The sequence below is a fragment of the Aeromicrobium changchenzhani genome, from assembly GCF_057586615.1.
Window position 1 is genome coordinate 827,890 of the sequence record NZ_CM172480.1, and the last position, 15,520, is coordinate 843,409.

Genomic DNA, 15,520 nt, shown 5'->3' on the forward strand with positions numbered 1-15,520 from the left:
AGTCTAGTGCGTGTCGAAAGGGAGCGAGAGGACACGTAGGGCATCCGCGAGGGACTCGGCGGCGGCGGGGGACAGGCCGGCGAGAAGATCGTGTTCGTGGTCGAGTAGCGCATCGAGTGCGCCGTCAACGGCCTTGCGGCCGGCGGTCGTCAAACGGACCTGTACGCCGCGTCGGTCCCCGGGGTCGGGCAGCCGCCCGACGAGTTCGCGGGTGACCAGTCGGTCGACTCGGTTAGTCATCGTGCCGCTGGTAACAAGGGTTTCGTGCACCAATTGTCCGGGCGAGAGTTGGTAGGGCTTCCCCGAACGGCGCAGCGCGGAGAGGACGTCAAACTCCCAGGCCTCAAGATGGTGGCTGGCAAATGCCTGCTTGCGGGCCTTGTCAAGATGGTGTGCCAATCTCGACACCCGGCTCAGGACATGCATTGGCGCAACATCTAACTCAGGTCGTTCGCGCCGCCAAGCGGCAATCAGTTGATCGACTTGGTCCTCGGCCATGTGCACAGCGTACGCTTTCAAGATTCTTGACATCAAGATGGTTGCGCGTTCGTCGGCTAGAGTCCGATCATGGAACCTTCTGACTTCGTTTCCGCTGGCCCTACCCGTCAGTCCGAGCTGCTGTCGTCGGGCGAATTGACGTCGCGCCGACTCGTTGAAGCCACGCTTGCCGCAATCGAGCGGGAGAATCCCGCGATCAATGCGACCGTCCGCGTGTATGCCGAGGTGGCACTCGCGGCGGCCGATGAATCCGATCTGCTGCGTGCTGGTGGCGACAGTCGCCCGCTGTTGGGTATACCGATCGTCGTCAAGGATGATCTTGACCTGGCCGATAGCGTGACCGGGCGCGGCAGCAACGCGATGGAGTTTATCGCGACCAAAGACAGCGATTTGATCGCCGCGATCCGGGCTGCTGGCATGGTTATTGTCGCCAAGTCCACGCTGCCTGAGCTCGCGATTTTCGGCTTCACTGAGTCTGACGCGACCGGCATCACCCGCAATCCGTGCAATCTCGCGCATACGCCCGGCGGCTCGTCCGGCGGCTCTGCGGCGCTCGTCGCTGCTGGCGCGGTGGGTGTCGCCACAGCGTCGGACGGGGCCGGCTCGATCCGCATACCCGCCGCTTGCTGCGGCTTGGTTGGTTTCAAGCCGACTCACGGCACGATGCCAAGCTCGGGTGGCTGGCACGGCTTATCGACGCAGGGTGGCCTAGCCGCGCGCGTTGCCGACAGCGCGCTGCTGCTGGACAGTTTCGGCAGTTTCGGGGAGTCACTGGTGGTTGCTGCCAGCACCGATCCGGCGCCGCTGCGGATCGGCCTCTCCTTCAGCGCTGCTGCGGCCACTAAGGCGCTCCCGCTTGACCCGAGAGTGCGGGCCGCATTGACCGATGCCGCCGCAGCATTCCGTGCCGCGGGTCATACCGTCACCGAGGTCGAGATCCCTTACGGGCTTGACTCGAAGGCACTCACGGTCCGTTATCTCGCAGGCATCTGCGAATCAGCCGACGGGACTGATGATCCGCGCCGGTTGGAACGACGAACTCAAGGCATCGTGCGGCTTGGTCGTCCATTCGGTCGCAGATCGGTCGACTGGGCCAAGCGCGCGGGCGAGAAGTTCGGCAGCGGCTTGCACGACAGGTTGGGTGTTGATGTGCTGCTGACGCCCGTCATGAGCGGACCGGCCGTTCCAGTAGAGCATTGGAAGGACAAGGGCGCGTTGGCCACGGTCCTGTCGATGAATGCGTTTTACCCGTATACGGCGCAGTGGAATCACGCGGGTGTTCCGGCGGTGTCTCTGCCCGCGGGTATTACGCCTGAGGAGGGTTTGCCGCTGGCGATCCAACTGATTGCGCGGCATGGCGACGATGCCCGTCTGATGGCATTAGCCGGCCAGTTCGAGCGGCTTTCGTCGTGACCGCCCCCGCATTACGTCATAGGAATTGAGGGTCGGGGACCACGATTCGTATGACGCAACGTTCAGACGGTAGTCTGTTCGCGGTTACATATTCCCCGGTTGGTCTGCCGGCAGGGCCCGCCGCACTTTGAATGCGGATTAGCGACGTAGGTTCGACTCCTACCCGGGGAGCTAGTTCTTCAGAGAGCTCGGCAATAAAAGGAGTCCCGTGAGCACGAATTTGCCTGGTGGGGACGTCACCGCCGTAATCCTTGCCGCCGGCGCCGGCACTCGAATGAAATCGCACAAGGCGAAGGTCTTGCACGAAATCGGTGGCCGGAGCATGCTGGCGCACTCGCTGGCGGCAGTCGCCGGGACGGGTGCCACGACAACGATCGCGGTCGTCGGTCACGATCGTGAACAGGTTGCGGCGCAGGTGATCGAGTTGGATCCGAGCATCGTGTTGGCGGTCCAGGACCAACGAAATGGCACCGGCCATGCGGTTCAGATTGCTCTGGCTGCGCTTCCTGAGGCGCCGACCGGAACTGTGCTCGTCACGTATGCCGACGTCCCGCTCCTCGAGCCGCAAACGCTCGTCAATTTCCTTGCGGCGCACAACGCATCGGGCTGTAAGGTCACAATTCTCAGCGCCGAGATCAGCGATCCCACCGGCTACGGCCGGATCATCCGCGATGCTTCGGGCGACGTCACGGCGATTCGTGAACACCGGGACGCGACGGACGCTGAGCGACAGATCCATGAGGTCAACAGCGGTATCTTGGCGCTCGATGCAGGGTTTTTGATTTCGGCGCTGGCCGAACTTCGGACCGATAACGCGCAGGGTGAGGTCTATCTGACCGATGTCATCGGTATCGCCGCGGCGCAGGGCCTGCCCGTCGGCGCGCACGTGCTCGAAGACGTCTGGCAAACCGAGGGCGTTAACGACCGGGCCGCGCTTGCACGGCTGGGCGCTGAGCTCAACCGGCGCATCGGCGCACACTGGATGGGCGAAGGCGTCACGATCGTGGACCCGGCAACCACCTGGATCGATAGTGCCGTCACGATCGAGAGCGATGTGACGTTGCTGCCCGGCGTTCAACTGCTCGGCGCCACCACGATTGCTACCGGCGCGACGGTCGGACCAGATTCGACACTGCGCAATGTCGTAGTTGGGGTCGACGCGACAGTCATACGTACCCACGGTTCTGATTCCGTGATCGGTGAGCGGGCAACGGTTGGCCCATTCGCTTATCTGCGGCCGGGCACGGAGCTCGGGGTCGGCGGCAAAATCGGTACGTTCGTTGAGACGAAGAACTCGGTCATCGGCGCGGGCGCCAAGGTGCCGCATCTGTCCTACATGGGCGACGCGACGATCGGCGATGGCACCAACGTCGGTGCGGGCTCGATCACGGCCAACTATGACGGCGTCAATAAGCACCGTACGACGATCGGCAAGCACGCGCGTACCGGCTCGGACAACGTATTCGTGGCGCCCCTTACGATCGGCGACGGCGCCTTCACCGGCGCGGGGACGACGGTCCGCAAGGACGTCCCGGCTGGGGCGCTTGCGGTCGGCAACTCCGAGCAGAGGAACATTGATGGCTGGGTCGCAGCGAAGCGACCCGGGACAGCTTCGGCCGACGCAGCCGCAGCAGCAACACCGGAGCGTTCAGGAGAAGCACGTTGAGCAGTATCAAGCGCACACCGACCAAGAGCCTCATGTTGTTCTCCGGTCGGGCCCACCCGAAGCTTGCCCGGGAGGTTGCCGATCTGCTTGAGATCGAGTTGGTTCCGACGACATCGTACGATTTCGCGAATGGCGAGATATACGTCCGCTTCGATGAGTCGGTGCGTGGCTGTGATGCCTTTGTGATCCAGAGCCATGCGGCGCCGATCAACGAAGCGATCATGGAGCAACTCATCATGATCGATGCGCTCAAGCGGGCTTCGGCCAAGCGCATCACGGTGATCCTGCCGTTCTACGGCTATGCGCGTCAGGACAAGAAACATCTCGGCCGCGAGCCGATCTCGGCCCGGTTGATGGCTGATCTGTTCCTCACCGCCGGTGCCGATCGATTAATGACAGTCGACCTGCACACAGCGCAGATCCAAGGCTTCTTCAACGGTCCGGTCGACCACCTGCTCGCGATGCCGATTCTGAGCCACTATGTGAAGAAGAAGTACGGCTCATTGCCGCTTGCGGTCGTCTCACCCGATGCGGGCCGCATCAAAGTCGCGGAAGCCTGGGCTAATGCCCTCGGCGGCGCCCCACTGGCGTTCATTCACAAGACCCGTGACATCTCGCGGCCCAATCAGACCAAGGCCAATCGGGTCGTGGGCGACGTCGAAGGTCGCGTATGCGTGATCGTTGACGACCTGATCGATACCGGTGGAACCATTGTCCAAGCCGGCGAAGCGCTGATGAACGACGGCGCCTCGGATGTCGTGATCGCTGCAACTCATGCGGTGTTCTCTGGTGATGCGGTTGAGCGGTTGAAAAACTCTTCGGCGTGTGAGGTTATCGTCACCAACACGCTGCCGATCACCGACGACAAACGCTTTGACAAGCTCAAGGTTCTTTCGATCGCGCCGCTACTGGCGCAGGCCACGGCGGCGGTGTTCGAGGAGGGCTCGGTCACCAGCCTGTTTAAGAACTAGGTAGTTCTTTCACGGCGATCGTTGTCGGTCTGAGTTCAGTAGGCAATTAGGGTGATGACCCCGAGCTGGGTGTTCATACCACTTGTTAGCGACACTGCGTCGTGGATGTCTTTGTAGGCGTAGGTCTGGCCGTTGATCGGTGAATACGGGCGAAGGGCGAGCGTGAGGCCGGTCGAACTTAGTACGGCGCCGCCGATGTCGAATTTACCAGCGATATCAGTTGTTGCTTGTGCCAACCAGCTGCCGTTGCGGTCGTATAAGATCGCGGTCACGCCAGCGAGTGGCCTAGAAGTTGCCGCGTCGACAACCGTGCCAATGGCATGGCCCACCCGCGACTAGCGCAATGGTTCCTGCGTTGGTGATAGTTCCATTGGTTAGCGATATTTCCGGGGTGCGGCTGGTCTCGTAGATCGTGTCGTTGATCGACGAATACGTTTGAACGACGAGCGTGAGTCCGGTCGAGCTCAGTGTCGTTCCGCCGAGATTGAATTTGCCGCTGGCTGTCGTCTCGCCTCGTGCCACCTCGGAGTTGTTGCGGTCCAATAAATACACTGCGACGCCGGCGAGGGGCCTAGATGTTGCTGCATCGACAACGGTGCCAACGACACGCCCTCCGCCGACTAAGGCGATGGTCCCGACGTGGGTGTTGGTGCCATTTCGCAGCGACAGGCCGGTTCGAGTTACCTTGGCGTACGACTGACCGTTGATCGGTGATTCGGCCTCGACTACTAGTTTGATTCCGGTCGAACTTAATATCGTGCCGCCGATGTTGAATTCACCGGTGGCAGTGGTTTTGCCCCGTGCCACCTTCGTGCCGTGGCTGTCGTACAACGACACTGACACGCCGGCGAGCGGCATTGATGTTGTGGCGTCGACAACTTTGCCAACGACATGGCCACCACCGACTAATGTGATGGTTCCGACATCGGTGTTGGTTCCGGTTCGCAGCGACAGGCCGGTTCGAGTTACCTTGGCGTACGACTGACCGTTGATCGGTGATTCGGACTCGACGACCAATGTGAGTCCGGTCGACGTCGGTGTGCTGCCGCCGATGCTAAATGTGCCGGTGGAAGTCGTCTTACCCCGGCCCACCTGGGTTCCGTAGCGGTCGTATAACGACACTGCCACGCCAGCTAGCGGCTTTTGTCCGTCGGCGTCGACAACGGTTCCGACAACACGTGCGCCGCGGACGTTGAGGTTGGCGAAGGCATCGGTTGTGCGCTTGGACTTGATGGTGCCGATATTCGCGATTGTCCGGCCGAGGTAACCGTCAGCACCGGGGACGCTGAGGCTGTATTTACCGGGAGCGAGCCCGCGCAGACTCGACAGGTCTCCCTTGGTAACTTTTTGTACCCAGAATTGTCCGGTGCTTTTGTTAACCGCAGTGACATACACCGTGCTGGTTAGTCGGCGGCCACCGGCGGTGAGTAAGCCGGCGAAGGCGCCGGCACGCGTTTTCATGGAAATTTTAATGTTTTTGGATGCGCCCGACCGTAGATTTGCGACGTAGACACTTCGTCCCGTGTACCGCTTTTTCGCGTCGTATGCGAAGACGCTGTAGTTCGCAGCGCTGAGTCCACCCAAGGCGAACTGGCCCTTGCTGTTGGCTTTGACCTCGTACGAGCCACCATATTGATTGACCGCGATGAGCTTGGCATTTTTTGCTTGTGACTTGCCCGCCTTGACGGTCCCGGTGATACTTGCGCCGCGCTGAAGTTTGACGTTTAACACCGTCGCGCTATCGGTTTGCTTCACAGTTACGGGTCGATCGGTGTCGAGATGGGCAGTTACGTCGTAGCGGGGGCGGGTGTCGATGAATTTGACATGGTAAGCGCCCAGCGGGAGCGCGCCGAACCAGTAGACGCCGCGCTTGTTGGCCGTGGTGGCGCGGAGGTATTGCCAATTTGACGTGAATACCTCAACCCGAATGCGGTCTAGCCCCTTGTGGGTCTTGGCATCGGTGACCTTGCCGGTGATCTGTCCCAGTGCCGCGGGTTCGGCCTGAACCGGCGAGCTGGCTAGCGACAATCCAATTGCCAAGAAGAGTCCGATGGAAAGGGTCAACAACCGGCGCGAAAGAGACTGATGCATCAAGGTGCTCTCTACTAGGTTGGCAGCAAATGCCGTCGCCGATGTGACAGAACTTAGTGTAGAAGACGGAGGGGGTCGTGCGCTGAATTTGGCAAGAAATTCATGGCCAGCGGGTCATGCCGCGACGGGTTATGCTTTCTTCATTGCAGCTTTGTCCCGCTATCTGTTCTGATCTCGCCCGCTTAGCGAGTCCTTCTTTTGTTTGGTGTCCATAACATGCGCCGTCGTCACAGTCGATTCATATTCATCGGGGTGCCGGTTTGCCTATTTGTTCTAGGCGTCTTGGCGGCTACGGCCCTTGGTGCAGGCACGTGGCTGAGCGATTCCAGCGCTTCACAGGAGCACAACCCGTTTCTCAAAACGCCAATGTTTGCCGCGCCGCATTCGGCGGCGGCGCAAGCCGCAACGACAGTGATGGGCAACGATCGCGCCGTACTCGAACGTCTGGCTGCTGTTCCGACAGGAATTTGGCTTCTGCCGGAGAAGCTTCCGGAGGGCAAAGTCGGGCCGTATGTTCGCAAACTGATTTCTACGGCCCAGGAGAAGTCACAGCTTCCGGTTTTTGTCATATATGGGATTCCCGACCGAGATTGCAGTGGCGGCTACTCCACAGGTGGGCTGTCGGCCCGAGAGTATCTCTCGTGGGTTCGCGAGATCGCCGCTGCTGCCAATGACACGGCAGTCGCGATATTGGAGCCGGACGCGTTGGCAACGGCTGCCGAGTGCGAGCAGACCGACGAGCGTGTCGCCCTCATCAAAGAGGCGGTGGAGATCTTACGCCGTGCCGGGCCCACCACCTACGTGGATGCCGGCCACGCCGATTGGATCGAGCCGCAACAGATGGCAGCACTCCTGGAGCGTGTAGGCATCGACAAGGTGCGAGGATTCGCCACGAATGTTGCCGGTTACGATGCAAGTCCCGATGAGCGTATGTATGCCGACGCAGTGAGCGGCGCGCTCCGGGGTGCGCACTATGTCATTGACAGTGGACGTAATGGTGCCGGCTCGACTGGGGAATGGTGCAATCCGCCCGGTAGCGCTTTGGGCGATGAACCAGGATTCGTTAATGATGGCAGCGCGCAGGATGCCTATTTGTGGGTCAAGCCGCCCGGCGAGAGCGATGGCGAATGCCAAGGCGGTCCGGCAGCGGGCACGTGGTGGACGACAAATGCCCTGGAACTGGCCGCAAACGCAGGTTGGTAGCCGCTAGCGTTGGTACTATTAGCCCATGCTTACCGAAGGCGACAAACTGCTTGCCGTGATAGTCGAGGATGACAGGGATGTTCGTAGCCTGATCGAATCGATCTTGACCCAAGCCGGCTTCGAGGTCATTGTGACCTCGAATGGTGCCGACGGTGTTGACGCGGTTCGCCGACACGACCCGGCTCTGACCACGCTGGATGTGTCGATGAGCGGGATGGATGGTTTCGCCGCGGCGAAAAATATTCGTGAGTTCAGTTCGACGTACCTCATCATGATCACCGCCCTCGGTGAGGAAATTGACGTCGTTCAGGGTCTTGATTCGGGCGCAGATGACTATTTGGTCAAACCATTTCGACCGCGCGAATTGCGCGCCCGTATTTCGAGCATGCTGCGGCGCCCGCGGGCAAGGACAACCTCCGGCGACCTGACCGAGGCCGCTCCGGCTGCTCCGTCGGCACCGAGTGCTGCTGGGGCTGCGACCATGACCAAAGCTTTAGTTGCCAGGACCGGCGTCATAGTCAAGTCCCACGATCATCGTGACCGCGACGAGAACGTGCACGATGTTCTCGTTGAGCCGGAGGTGCGAACCGATGGCGACAAATGGCTACGTTATAAAGGCATTGAGCTCAACCCGAGTACCCGGATTGTGCTGGTAGACGAACGCGGCGTCGACCTGACGCGGACTGAGTTCGATCTGATGCAAACCTTGATCTCCTCCGGCCGGAGAGTGCGTAGCAAGGCCGATCTGACCCTCGCGCTGCGTGGTGAGAGCTACGTGACTTCTTATCTTGTTACCGATGCCGACAAACGCGCCGTTGAGGTTCACGTCGCGAACCTGCGCCGCAAACTCGGCGACAACAGCTCGACGCCGCGCTGGATTGAAACGGTGCGTGGCGTCGGCTATCGGGTTGCCGCCGCTGATTGAAACGCCACTTCTGGTCTCCACTCAGTTCGCGTCGATCGGGATGGGTGAGACCTTGGTCGGCTTGGTGGACTTGAAAATCGTGATCGGCACTTCTTCGTGGATGGTCTCGGTGTCGTAGGTCTTTGATTTGTCGGTCTGCTGGATACTGACGGTCGCCTCGAAGGTCAGGGTCAGCCCTTGTGTATCGAGGGCCAGTTCGCCGATCTTTTGGTTGCGCAGTTCGAAAGCGCCTTTGGGCGACGTTATGAGCATTCCATAGCGCGACTTCACCGGCTGGGGATCGAAGGTGATCTTCGCAGCCGTCGAGCTGAGGGTGTAAGGCGTCTCCGCGACCCCTGACGCTGCGGTGGTCTTTGCCGCCACGCGGATGCGGCTCAGGTACACCTTGCGTTTGGTTTTGAATGGGTCGCGTAATCCGCGGTCAAGATCATAGGCGGTGAGGGTGAACGAGAAAAATTTGTTACCGAGTGGGTACCAATCATTGGTGCGCGGTGTCGATTTGGTTGGCCAAATGGTGAAAACGAAATCCACGCCATTGACGTCGATGTGCGATTGATAGGTGCCGTCTTCGGTGAACTGCGAATTGAAGACCGATTCAGTCGGTACTGATGGTGTTGATGTAGCCGCAGGAGTAGCGGGAGCGGGATCGCCAAAGTTGTCGAGTGCGCTGCAGGCCGACAGCGTCGTGAATGCCGCCAAGATAGCGATAAATTTTGCGGCCTTGTGGTGAATAGACACCGGAGTGCTCCTTGTAGATCGACGAGTTACGGTGCTGTGGTCGGTGTTCATCAGACTTGGTATCCCTTGTGTCGCCGCACGACCTTGAGCGCCATCCATACCGTTTGAAGGACGGTGATGACACCGAGCACGGGCCAGCCGAACGACAACATGGTTGACTGAATCGGCAGCGGGAACTGGGCCCAGACTGCCAAGAGGCCGATGGCCAAGATTGCGGCGACAGCGAGCGGCAGCAAATAGGCATGACCCGAGCCACGTTCTGCTTTTGCCTGGGCGGCCCAATTATCGGTCTGTGTGCGGCTGGCGAACTTTGTCCAAGCCCGAATGAAATGACCGATGCGTATCCACATGTACGCCTCAGCCGCAAAAAACGAGACAGCAAAGGCATGATCTTTTGCATTGGAGTTCTTCATCGAGTTGGACACTCGGTAGTTCAGCACTGTCGCAATCAGCGGTGGAATCAGCCACCATGCAATGAATCTGAACGCCCCGATCGACAGCGATGCAATGAGAAGAACAACGAAAAGTAGTCGGGTCAAGGCATTGGTCGCCATCGACAGGTGTTCGAACCATCGCAGCCGCAGATTGGGATGGAGCGGTTGCCCCTTGGTATCGCCGCGCTGGCCGGGCCACATTAGCTCGATTGCGCCAAAATTCCACTTGACCTGCTGAGCATCCAAAGCGCGCATCGTTTGCATGCCGCCGACATTGGCTCGGGCCATCGAGCTGATCTTTGTGAGGTAGCCGGCGTTCTTGATTTGTAACGACAGCAGCGAATCCTCGACTTCGCTGTCGCGTACCCAAGGATTGCGTTGATGGGTTTCGTCCATTACCCGTCGTAGCGCAGCGATGGAAAAGATCGAAAATTGGCCGCCGAGGACCGCCATGTTTCGACCACGGAGCAGGTTTTGCATATTGAAGGCAGCGAACTGTGCACGTTGCCCCGCAATCAGGAATGACGGGATGAGACCGTGAACATCGGAGTCGTCAATCGTATAGATCGCTGAGATGCCGCCGATCCGGTCGTCCGATTCCATCTCATTGACGAGGTGTTCGATCGCGTGCGGTTCGGCGGTCGTGTCGCCGTCCACTCCAAGTAGATAGTCGAAACCCTCAACGAGCGAAAAGCCGTAGTTGAGTGCGCCAACCTTTTTGTCGGGGTTCTCGCCGATGTCATGAACGAAGACCTCGGTAAACTCCTCGGTCCCGTTCTTTTCACGGGCATGAAGGCCGGCGTAGTGACTTGCAACTTCAACGGTCTCATCGGTGCTGTTGTTGACGATGATATGGATTGAGTTCGGCAGCGTGGTTTGGGCAAGAAGTGAATCGATGACGCCACCGATGGAGTCTTCCTCGTTGTAGGCCGGAATCACGCATCCGACCGTCGAACGGTAGGTGGGCAAGTCGTCCATCTGGACCAAGAAATGATCGGCATAGTCTTCGAATCCCGGATCGGTCTCCGGCTGGCGGCGGACATACTCGGAGTCGTCTCGGCTCGGTCTGATCGGCTGGCTGGCTTTGCCGTTCACGGATACTCCTGTGCGGGATTGACTTGATCACTCGCCTACGCGAGTGGTCGTAACAATGGCATTCTGCCCGGCCAATCTCAGGAATCGAGGTGGCGTTGCGCAATTTTTGCGCAATTTTTGCTCAAGTCTGCGAGCTGACCAAATTGTCGACCGCCACCTGCAGGAGATCTTCGTAGATGGCCGGATTGGCCCAGGTGTTGGCGCTGCCAAATGAAGCACCCAATCGGATTTCGGAGGCGGGTTTGACGTCGGTGTTCAGCAGCCCGGTGGTGATTGCCGAGACGATGTCGTGTGCATGTTCGGGTGCACGTGACATTGCCAGAACGGCAAACCGGCCACTTTCCAGATGTCCGATCAGTGCTTCTGCTGGCACCTTTGCTCGCAGCACATCGATGAAATGTGTGATTGCGGTGTCGCCGAACTCGTGGCCGAAAGCGGTGTTCAGCTCCTCGAGGTTGTTGATCTCCGCCACCACGAGGGTTGCGTACCCGCCGACGTGTGACATGCGGTTGAGCCGATCGGAGACGTCCCGCTTGAAGCGAGTCCCGTTGATGACGTCCAGCTCGCTTCGGAGCTCATCGAAAGCGCCGTCTCCAGACCGCCAGGCTCCGTGCCGTTCCGCCCGCAGTGCCGATAGGCAGATCGATGCCATGAGAAAGAGCGACAAGAAGAGCAAAGCGGTTACCGGTGCACTCAGGAAATCGCTGTTATAAATCCCTTGCAGGCGCAAACCAGTCAAAATTCCAGCCAACACGGTATAGACGACACCGTAGAGCCAGAGTGAAACACACAGCAGCCGGGAATTGAGGTTAGCGTTTAACGATCCGTTGTATAGCGTTGCTCCGGCCAACCCAGCAAATATCGCCAATAATAGGAAAGTCAAAAGACTGCCATCGCTCTGTGCGCCGGCTGAGTCGTCAAAGTACGCCACCACCCCGGTGACGGCCGCAGCCAGCAGTGAGAGCGATAACCAGGGGCGTTTGTTTTCCAGTGCACGAGCGCCGGACCAGATCAGCGCTAGTGCGTAAACCGAACTTGCCAATGTTGTCGAGGTCGTCAATGCTGGCGCTGCTGAGGCGGAGCCCCAGATACTCGGAATTGCCATTGCCGTTGAGGCCATAATGAAGCTGGCACACAGTATGCGGTTCGCTCGATCGTTGTGTCGCAATGCGGTGATCACGGCGTAGGCCGTCGCAACGACGATCAATGCCACTGTCGCAACGGAATGCAACGTGTTGAGGTCGAGCTCGCCATACGGTCCATTCGCGCTGTTTGGGAGTACAAGCTGAGGCGAGAATATGGCTGCTACCGCGATGATGGGAGGCATTCAGTTGGTGTCCTTGCTCGTTCGGGGAAGGCGAACAGACATGACGGTGCCACGGCCAGTCTCGCTCTGAACCGTGATGGAGCCGTGATGCAGCTCGATTATTTCTTTGCTGATATTGAGCCCCAGCCCGGTCCCATGAATTTTTGAGTTACGGACCGAATCAGCACGATAAAACTTCTGAAACAAGCCTCTTTGCTCTTCTTCGGTCATGCCTCTGCCGGTATCTGCGATCCGAAATTCAACCTCGGGCGCGCTGGTAGGGTCCATCACCTGTTTGAGTTCGACCATGATGCGGCCGCCGAAATCATTGTATTTCAGTGCATTGGAAAGCAAGTTGTCAATCACTTGACGGAGGCGAAGCGGGTCAGCATACAGCGTCGTCGGCGCCAACTGAGGAACTATCAGTTCGACCATACGATCGGCTGCCTGTGGACGGATGGACTCAACTGCAGCGGCCAGAATTTCGGCAATGTCGCAGTCAGCCGGTGCCAATGTGATAAGCGGAGCGGCATTACGAGAGCCGGCCTCTAACAACCGCGAGACGAGCGACAAGAGTCGGTCGGCGTTGTTGAATGCGACGTCGAGCATCGTGCGCACCTCCGGGCTGACCGTAGCGTCCTCGCGGGCAAGGTCGACGAATCCGAGGATCGAGGTCAATGGCGTGCGCAACTCGTGCGACACCGACGATACAAGATCATCCTGCGCAAGAATCGCGTCGGCGGCGAAGGTGATGTCGCGGGTAACCATCACGATGTTGCCTCGCGCGCCACCGGCACCGTGTAGTTGGCGGGTCGTAACGCTAATGCCGAGCCGCCGCTGGCCGGGGTGCCCCAGCCAGAAGATCTCATCAGTGATGAAATCGCCTTGCTGCGCACGAATGTGCGGCAACTCATGACGTTTGATTGGGGTGACTCGATCGGCCTGGTACATCGGAAGCTGGTCCAACCGCGTGTTGGGAGAAAGGCCCAGTGTTGTCATGAAGCCGATACTGGCCCGGTTGAACAAGGAAACAGTGCCGTTGGGGTTGATCTGGACAACACCGAAACTAACCGCATCGAGCAGTTGTCGTTCCGTCTGCTCTTGATCTTTCACCTCGTTCAGCGCGGTTTCAAGCAGCGTTGTTTGCCGACGCAGCAGTGCTCGTTCGGCAGCGTCCCGCCGGTCATAAAGCCCGATTGCGAGTGCAGTGGCACTCAACACGACCAGCAGGCTGAGAAACGCGCCCGCGTCAGTCGCCGATAAGCTCGCCGAACTGCCGTCCACATAATGTAAGGACGCCGCGCCGAACAGCGATATTGCGGCAAACATCGGCCCGGCGATGGTGCCGAACATCCCGAACGATGCCGCCATCCAGATGATGGGGACGATGAGGAGCACGGCGAGTCCGGTATATGGAGCCGAACTGCTCAACAGGACGATGGCGACGATGTCGATTAGGGGCAGGAGCAGCGTCCAGCGATGCCTGACTCGTTCCCAGCCGATCGTTGCTGAAGCTATCGTGGCCGAGACTGCGATGATAAGTCCCAAAAATTCCGGGGCACTGTCGAGGTGGCGATTCCCCACGGCGGAGGACAGACCGACTGCAGAGAAGATGATGACCGCACAAATCATCTGTGCTTGGAAGATGCGCCGGGACGTTTGATGCGGCGACAACACCCGATTGCGCGCCACTTGTTCCACGGTCATGGCACAGACATTAGCCGTAGGCGAGTCCACGGTCGGCCGAACTGGTGTATTGCTGATCTTGGTGGAATCTGACGGCAGCCTGATGGTTGGCTGATTTCGTCTGTGTGAGCGGCTGCGATAGACTACCGGAGTTGCCTCGGCGAGGGTCCATTCGCGGACCGTGATCGACAAGGCGCTCCACGGAGTGCTGTGTCGAGCGCCTTGCCAGGTGGCACACAACGTTGAAGAAATCCGATTCGAGGAGAAGTCCCCCGTGGCCGAAGTCAAGATCCAAGCCGAAGAACGCACCGAATTCGGCAAGGGCGCCGCGCGCCGTATCCGTCGTGCGGACAAAGTGCCTGCCGTGCTCTACGAACATGGCTCAATCCCGGTCCACGTAACGCTGCCCGGACATGCGCTTATGATGGCGCTCAAAAACGCCAATGCGCTGCTCTCGATCGAGATCGGCAAGGACAAGCACCTCGTGATCCCCAAGCAGATTCAGCGGGATCCGCTCAAGGGCTTCATTGAGCACGCCGATCTGCTCATGGTCAAGAAGGGCGAGAAGGTCACGATTGATATCGCCGTTCGCGTCGTCGGTGAACCTGTGCCGGGCTCGCTCATTCAGACCGAGGTCAACTCGATCGCGGTCGAGGCCGAAGCAACCAACATTCCCAACGGCGTCGAACTGTCGATCGAAGGCCTCGAAATCGGCCAGCAGATCCACGCCAAGGACCTCGTCCTTCCCGCAGGCAGCACGCTCGCGGTTGATGAGGATCAGCTCATCTTGCACGTCACCGCTGCGCCGACCGTTGAACAGGTCGAATCCGAACTCGAGGCCGCTGAGTCTGCTGCTGGCATCGAGCATGATGCTTCTGACGACGAGGTCGAAGCGCAGGAGAGCACCGAAGCGGAGTGACCTGGTTGATCGTCGGGCTCGGCAATCCGGGCCCGACGTACGCCAACACTCGACACAACGTCGGTTACATGGTGGGCGAAACGCTGGCCAACCGAATCGGCGGCGGCTGGAAAACACACAAGTCACGCCGGGCCGATATCGTTGAGGGCCATCTCGGCGACAAGAAAATAATCGTTGCACGCTCTCGCTCCTACATGAATGAGAGCGGCGGCCCGGTCAAACTGGTGGCTGATTATTATTCGGTTGAGCCGGCCAAGCTGATCGTGATCCATGACGAACTCGACATCGGATTCGGTGCCCTTCGGGTCAAGTTTGGCGGTGGCGACAATGGCCACAATGGTTTGAAGTCGATCCGCCAATCGGTCTCCACGGGCGATTATTCTCGGATCCGCGTCGGCATCGGCCGCCCGTCTGGGCGTCAAACGGTTCACGATTTCGTGCTCAACGGATTCAGTTCGACCGAGCGCCGCGAGTTGCCGGTTTACCTCGAAGAGGCAAGCGATGCGGTGGAGAGTCTGATGAGCGTCGGGCTCGAGGCGACCCAGAGCGCGTTCAACCGTTGAACGTCCGTTCCC

14 protein-coding genes and 1 tRNA gene are annotated in these 15,520 nt (G+C 59.4%); 8 read left to right on the top strand and 7 right to left on the bottom strand.

Annotated elements, in window-relative coordinates; translation table 11 throughout:
- Positions 1-3: 3 nt before the first annotated feature.
- A complete protein-coding gene (locus AC2YB9_RS04235) occupies positions 4-498 on the bottom strand; it encodes a MarR family winged helix-turn-helix transcriptional regulator (protein WP_487267512.1) in 495 nt (164 codons plus the stop codon).
- A gap of 69 nt (positions 499-567) precedes the next feature.
- On the opposite strand from AC2YB9_RS04235, the gene AC2YB9_RS04240 reads away from it, so the two are divergent.
- The 4 genes from AC2YB9_RS04240 (at position 568) to AC2YB9_RS04255 (ending at position 4,548) form a co-directional block, all read left to right on the top strand.
- Positions 568-1,911: an amidase gene (locus tag AC2YB9_RS04240; protein WP_487267513.1), complete on the top strand. Its 1,344-nt coding sequence runs from the start codon at positions 568-570 to the stop codon at positions 1,909-1,911.
- A 92-nt stretch (positions 1,912-2,003) separates the two neighbouring features.
- Positions 2,004-2,082: transfer RNA gene (locus AC2YB9_RS04245), tRNA-Gln, on the top strand.
- A gap of 37 nt (positions 2,083-2,119) precedes the next feature.
- Entirely contained in the window at positions 2,120-3,577 is a 1,458-nt protein-coding gene (glmU, locus tag AC2YB9_RS04250; RefSeq protein WP_487267514.1) for a bifunctional UDP-N-acetylglucosamine diphosphorylase/glucosamine-1-phosphate N-acetyltransferase GlmU, read from the top strand.
- Entirely contained in the window at positions 3,574-4,548 is a 975-nt protein-coding gene (locus tag AC2YB9_RS04255; RefSeq protein WP_487267515.1) for a ribose-phosphate diphosphokinase, read from the top strand. The genes glmU and AC2YB9_RS04255 overlap by 4 nt, the downstream gene beginning before the upstream one ends.
- A gap of 35 nt (positions 4,549-4,583) precedes the next feature.
- Here the strand turns inward: AC2YB9_RS04255 and AC2YB9_RS04260 are convergent, their stop codons facing one another.
- Positions 4,584-4,820, bottom strand: coding sequence for a hypothetical protein (locus AC2YB9_RS04260; RefSeq protein WP_487267516.1), 237 nt, complete (start codon positions 4,818-4,820; stop codon positions 4,584-4,586).
- A gap of 13 nt (positions 4,821-4,833) precedes the next feature.
- On the bottom strand, positions 4,834-6,639 hold the full coding sequence (locus AC2YB9_RS04265) for an MSCRAMM family protein (RefSeq protein WP_487267517.1): 1,806 nt from the start codon (positions 6,637-6,639) through the stop codon (positions 4,834-4,836).
- Positions 6,640-6,921: 282 nt separating this feature from the next.
- Here AC2YB9_RS04265 and AC2YB9_RS04270 point away from each other — a divergent pair, with 282 nt between their 5' ends.
- Positions 6,922-7,842 (top strand): glycoside hydrolase family 6 protein, encoded by a 921-nt coding sequence (locus tag AC2YB9_RS04270; RefSeq protein ID WP_487267518.1) that lies wholly within the window; start codon positions 6,922-6,924, stop codon positions 7,840-7,842.
- A gap of 25 nt (positions 7,843-7,867) precedes the next feature.
- Entirely contained in the window at positions 7,868-8,767 is a 900-nt protein-coding gene (locus tag AC2YB9_RS04275) for a response regulator transcription factor (RefSeq protein WP_487267519.1), read from the top strand.
- 21 nt (positions 8,768-8,788) lie between these two features.
- Here the strand turns inward: AC2YB9_RS04275 and AC2YB9_RS04280 are convergent, their stop codons facing one another.
- The 4 genes from AC2YB9_RS04280 to AC2YB9_RS04295 all read right to left on the bottom strand — a co-directional run bounded on the left by AC2YB9_RS04280 (position 8,789) and on the right by AC2YB9_RS04295 (position 14,047).
- A complete protein-coding gene (locus AC2YB9_RS04280) occupies positions 8,789-9,505 on the bottom strand; it encodes a hypothetical protein (RefSeq protein ID WP_487267520.1) in 717 nt (238 codons plus the stop codon).
- 50 nt (positions 9,506-9,555) lie between these two features.
- Positions 9,556-11,034, bottom strand: coding sequence for a glycosyltransferase family 2 protein (locus tag AC2YB9_RS04285; protein ID WP_487267521.1), 1,479 nt, complete (start codon positions 11,032-11,034; stop codon positions 9,556-9,558).
- 121 nt (positions 11,035-11,155) lie between these two features.
- Positions 11,156-12,361, bottom strand: coding sequence for a GGDEF domain-containing protein (locus AC2YB9_RS04290; protein ID WP_487267522.1), 1,206 nt, complete (start codon positions 12,359-12,361; stop codon positions 11,156-11,158).
- A complete protein-coding gene (locus AC2YB9_RS04295; RefSeq protein ID WP_487267523.1) occupies positions 12,362-14,047 on the bottom strand; it encodes a sensor histidine kinase in 1,686 nt (561 codons plus the stop codon).
- A 253-nt stretch (positions 14,048-14,300) separates the two neighbouring features.
- Between AC2YB9_RS04295 and AC2YB9_RS04300 the strand changes: the two genes are divergently transcribed.
- Positions 14,301-14,945 carry a 50S ribosomal protein L25/general stress protein Ctc gene (locus AC2YB9_RS04300; RefSeq protein ID WP_487268562.1) on the top strand — a complete coding sequence of 215 codons (645 nt, stop codon included), beginning with the start codon at positions 14,301-14,303 and terminating at the stop codon, positions 14,943-14,945.
- Positions 14,942-15,508 (top strand): aminoacyl-tRNA hydrolase, encoded by a 567-nt coding sequence (gene pth / locus AC2YB9_RS04305; RefSeq protein ID WP_487267524.1) that lies wholly within the window; start codon positions 14,942-14,944, stop codon positions 15,506-15,508. Before AC2YB9_RS04300 ends, pth begins: the two co-directional genes overlap by 4 nt.
- Positions 15,509-15,520: the final 12 nt, after the last annotated feature.

Bases quoted from the DNA above. Each gene is read 5' to 3' on its own strand.
- AC2YB9_RS04235 (WP_487267512.1), bottom strand. From the start codon at position 498: ATGGCCGAGGACCAAGTCGATCAACTGATTGCCGCTTGGCGGCGCGAA.
- AC2YB9_RS04240 (WP_487267513.1), top strand. From the start codon at position 568: ATGGAACCTTCTGACTTCGTTTCCGCTGGCCCTACCCGTCAGTCCGAG.
- AC2YB9_RS04265 (WP_487267517.1), bottom strand. From the start codon at position 6,639: ATGCATCAGTCTCTTTCGCGCCGGTTGTTGACCCTTTCCATCGGACTC.
- AC2YB9_RS04275 (WP_487267519.1), top strand. From the start codon at position 7,868: ATGCTTACCGAAGGCGACAAACTGCTTGCCGTGATAGTCGAGGATGAC.
- AC2YB9_RS04290 (WP_487267522.1), bottom strand. From the start codon at position 12,361: ATGCCTCCCATCATCGCGGTAGCAGCCATATTCTCGCCTCAGCTTGTA.
- AC2YB9_RS04295 (WP_487267523.1), bottom strand. From the start codon at position 14,047: ATGACCGTGGAACAAGTGGCGCGCAATCGGGTGTTGTCGCCGCATCAA.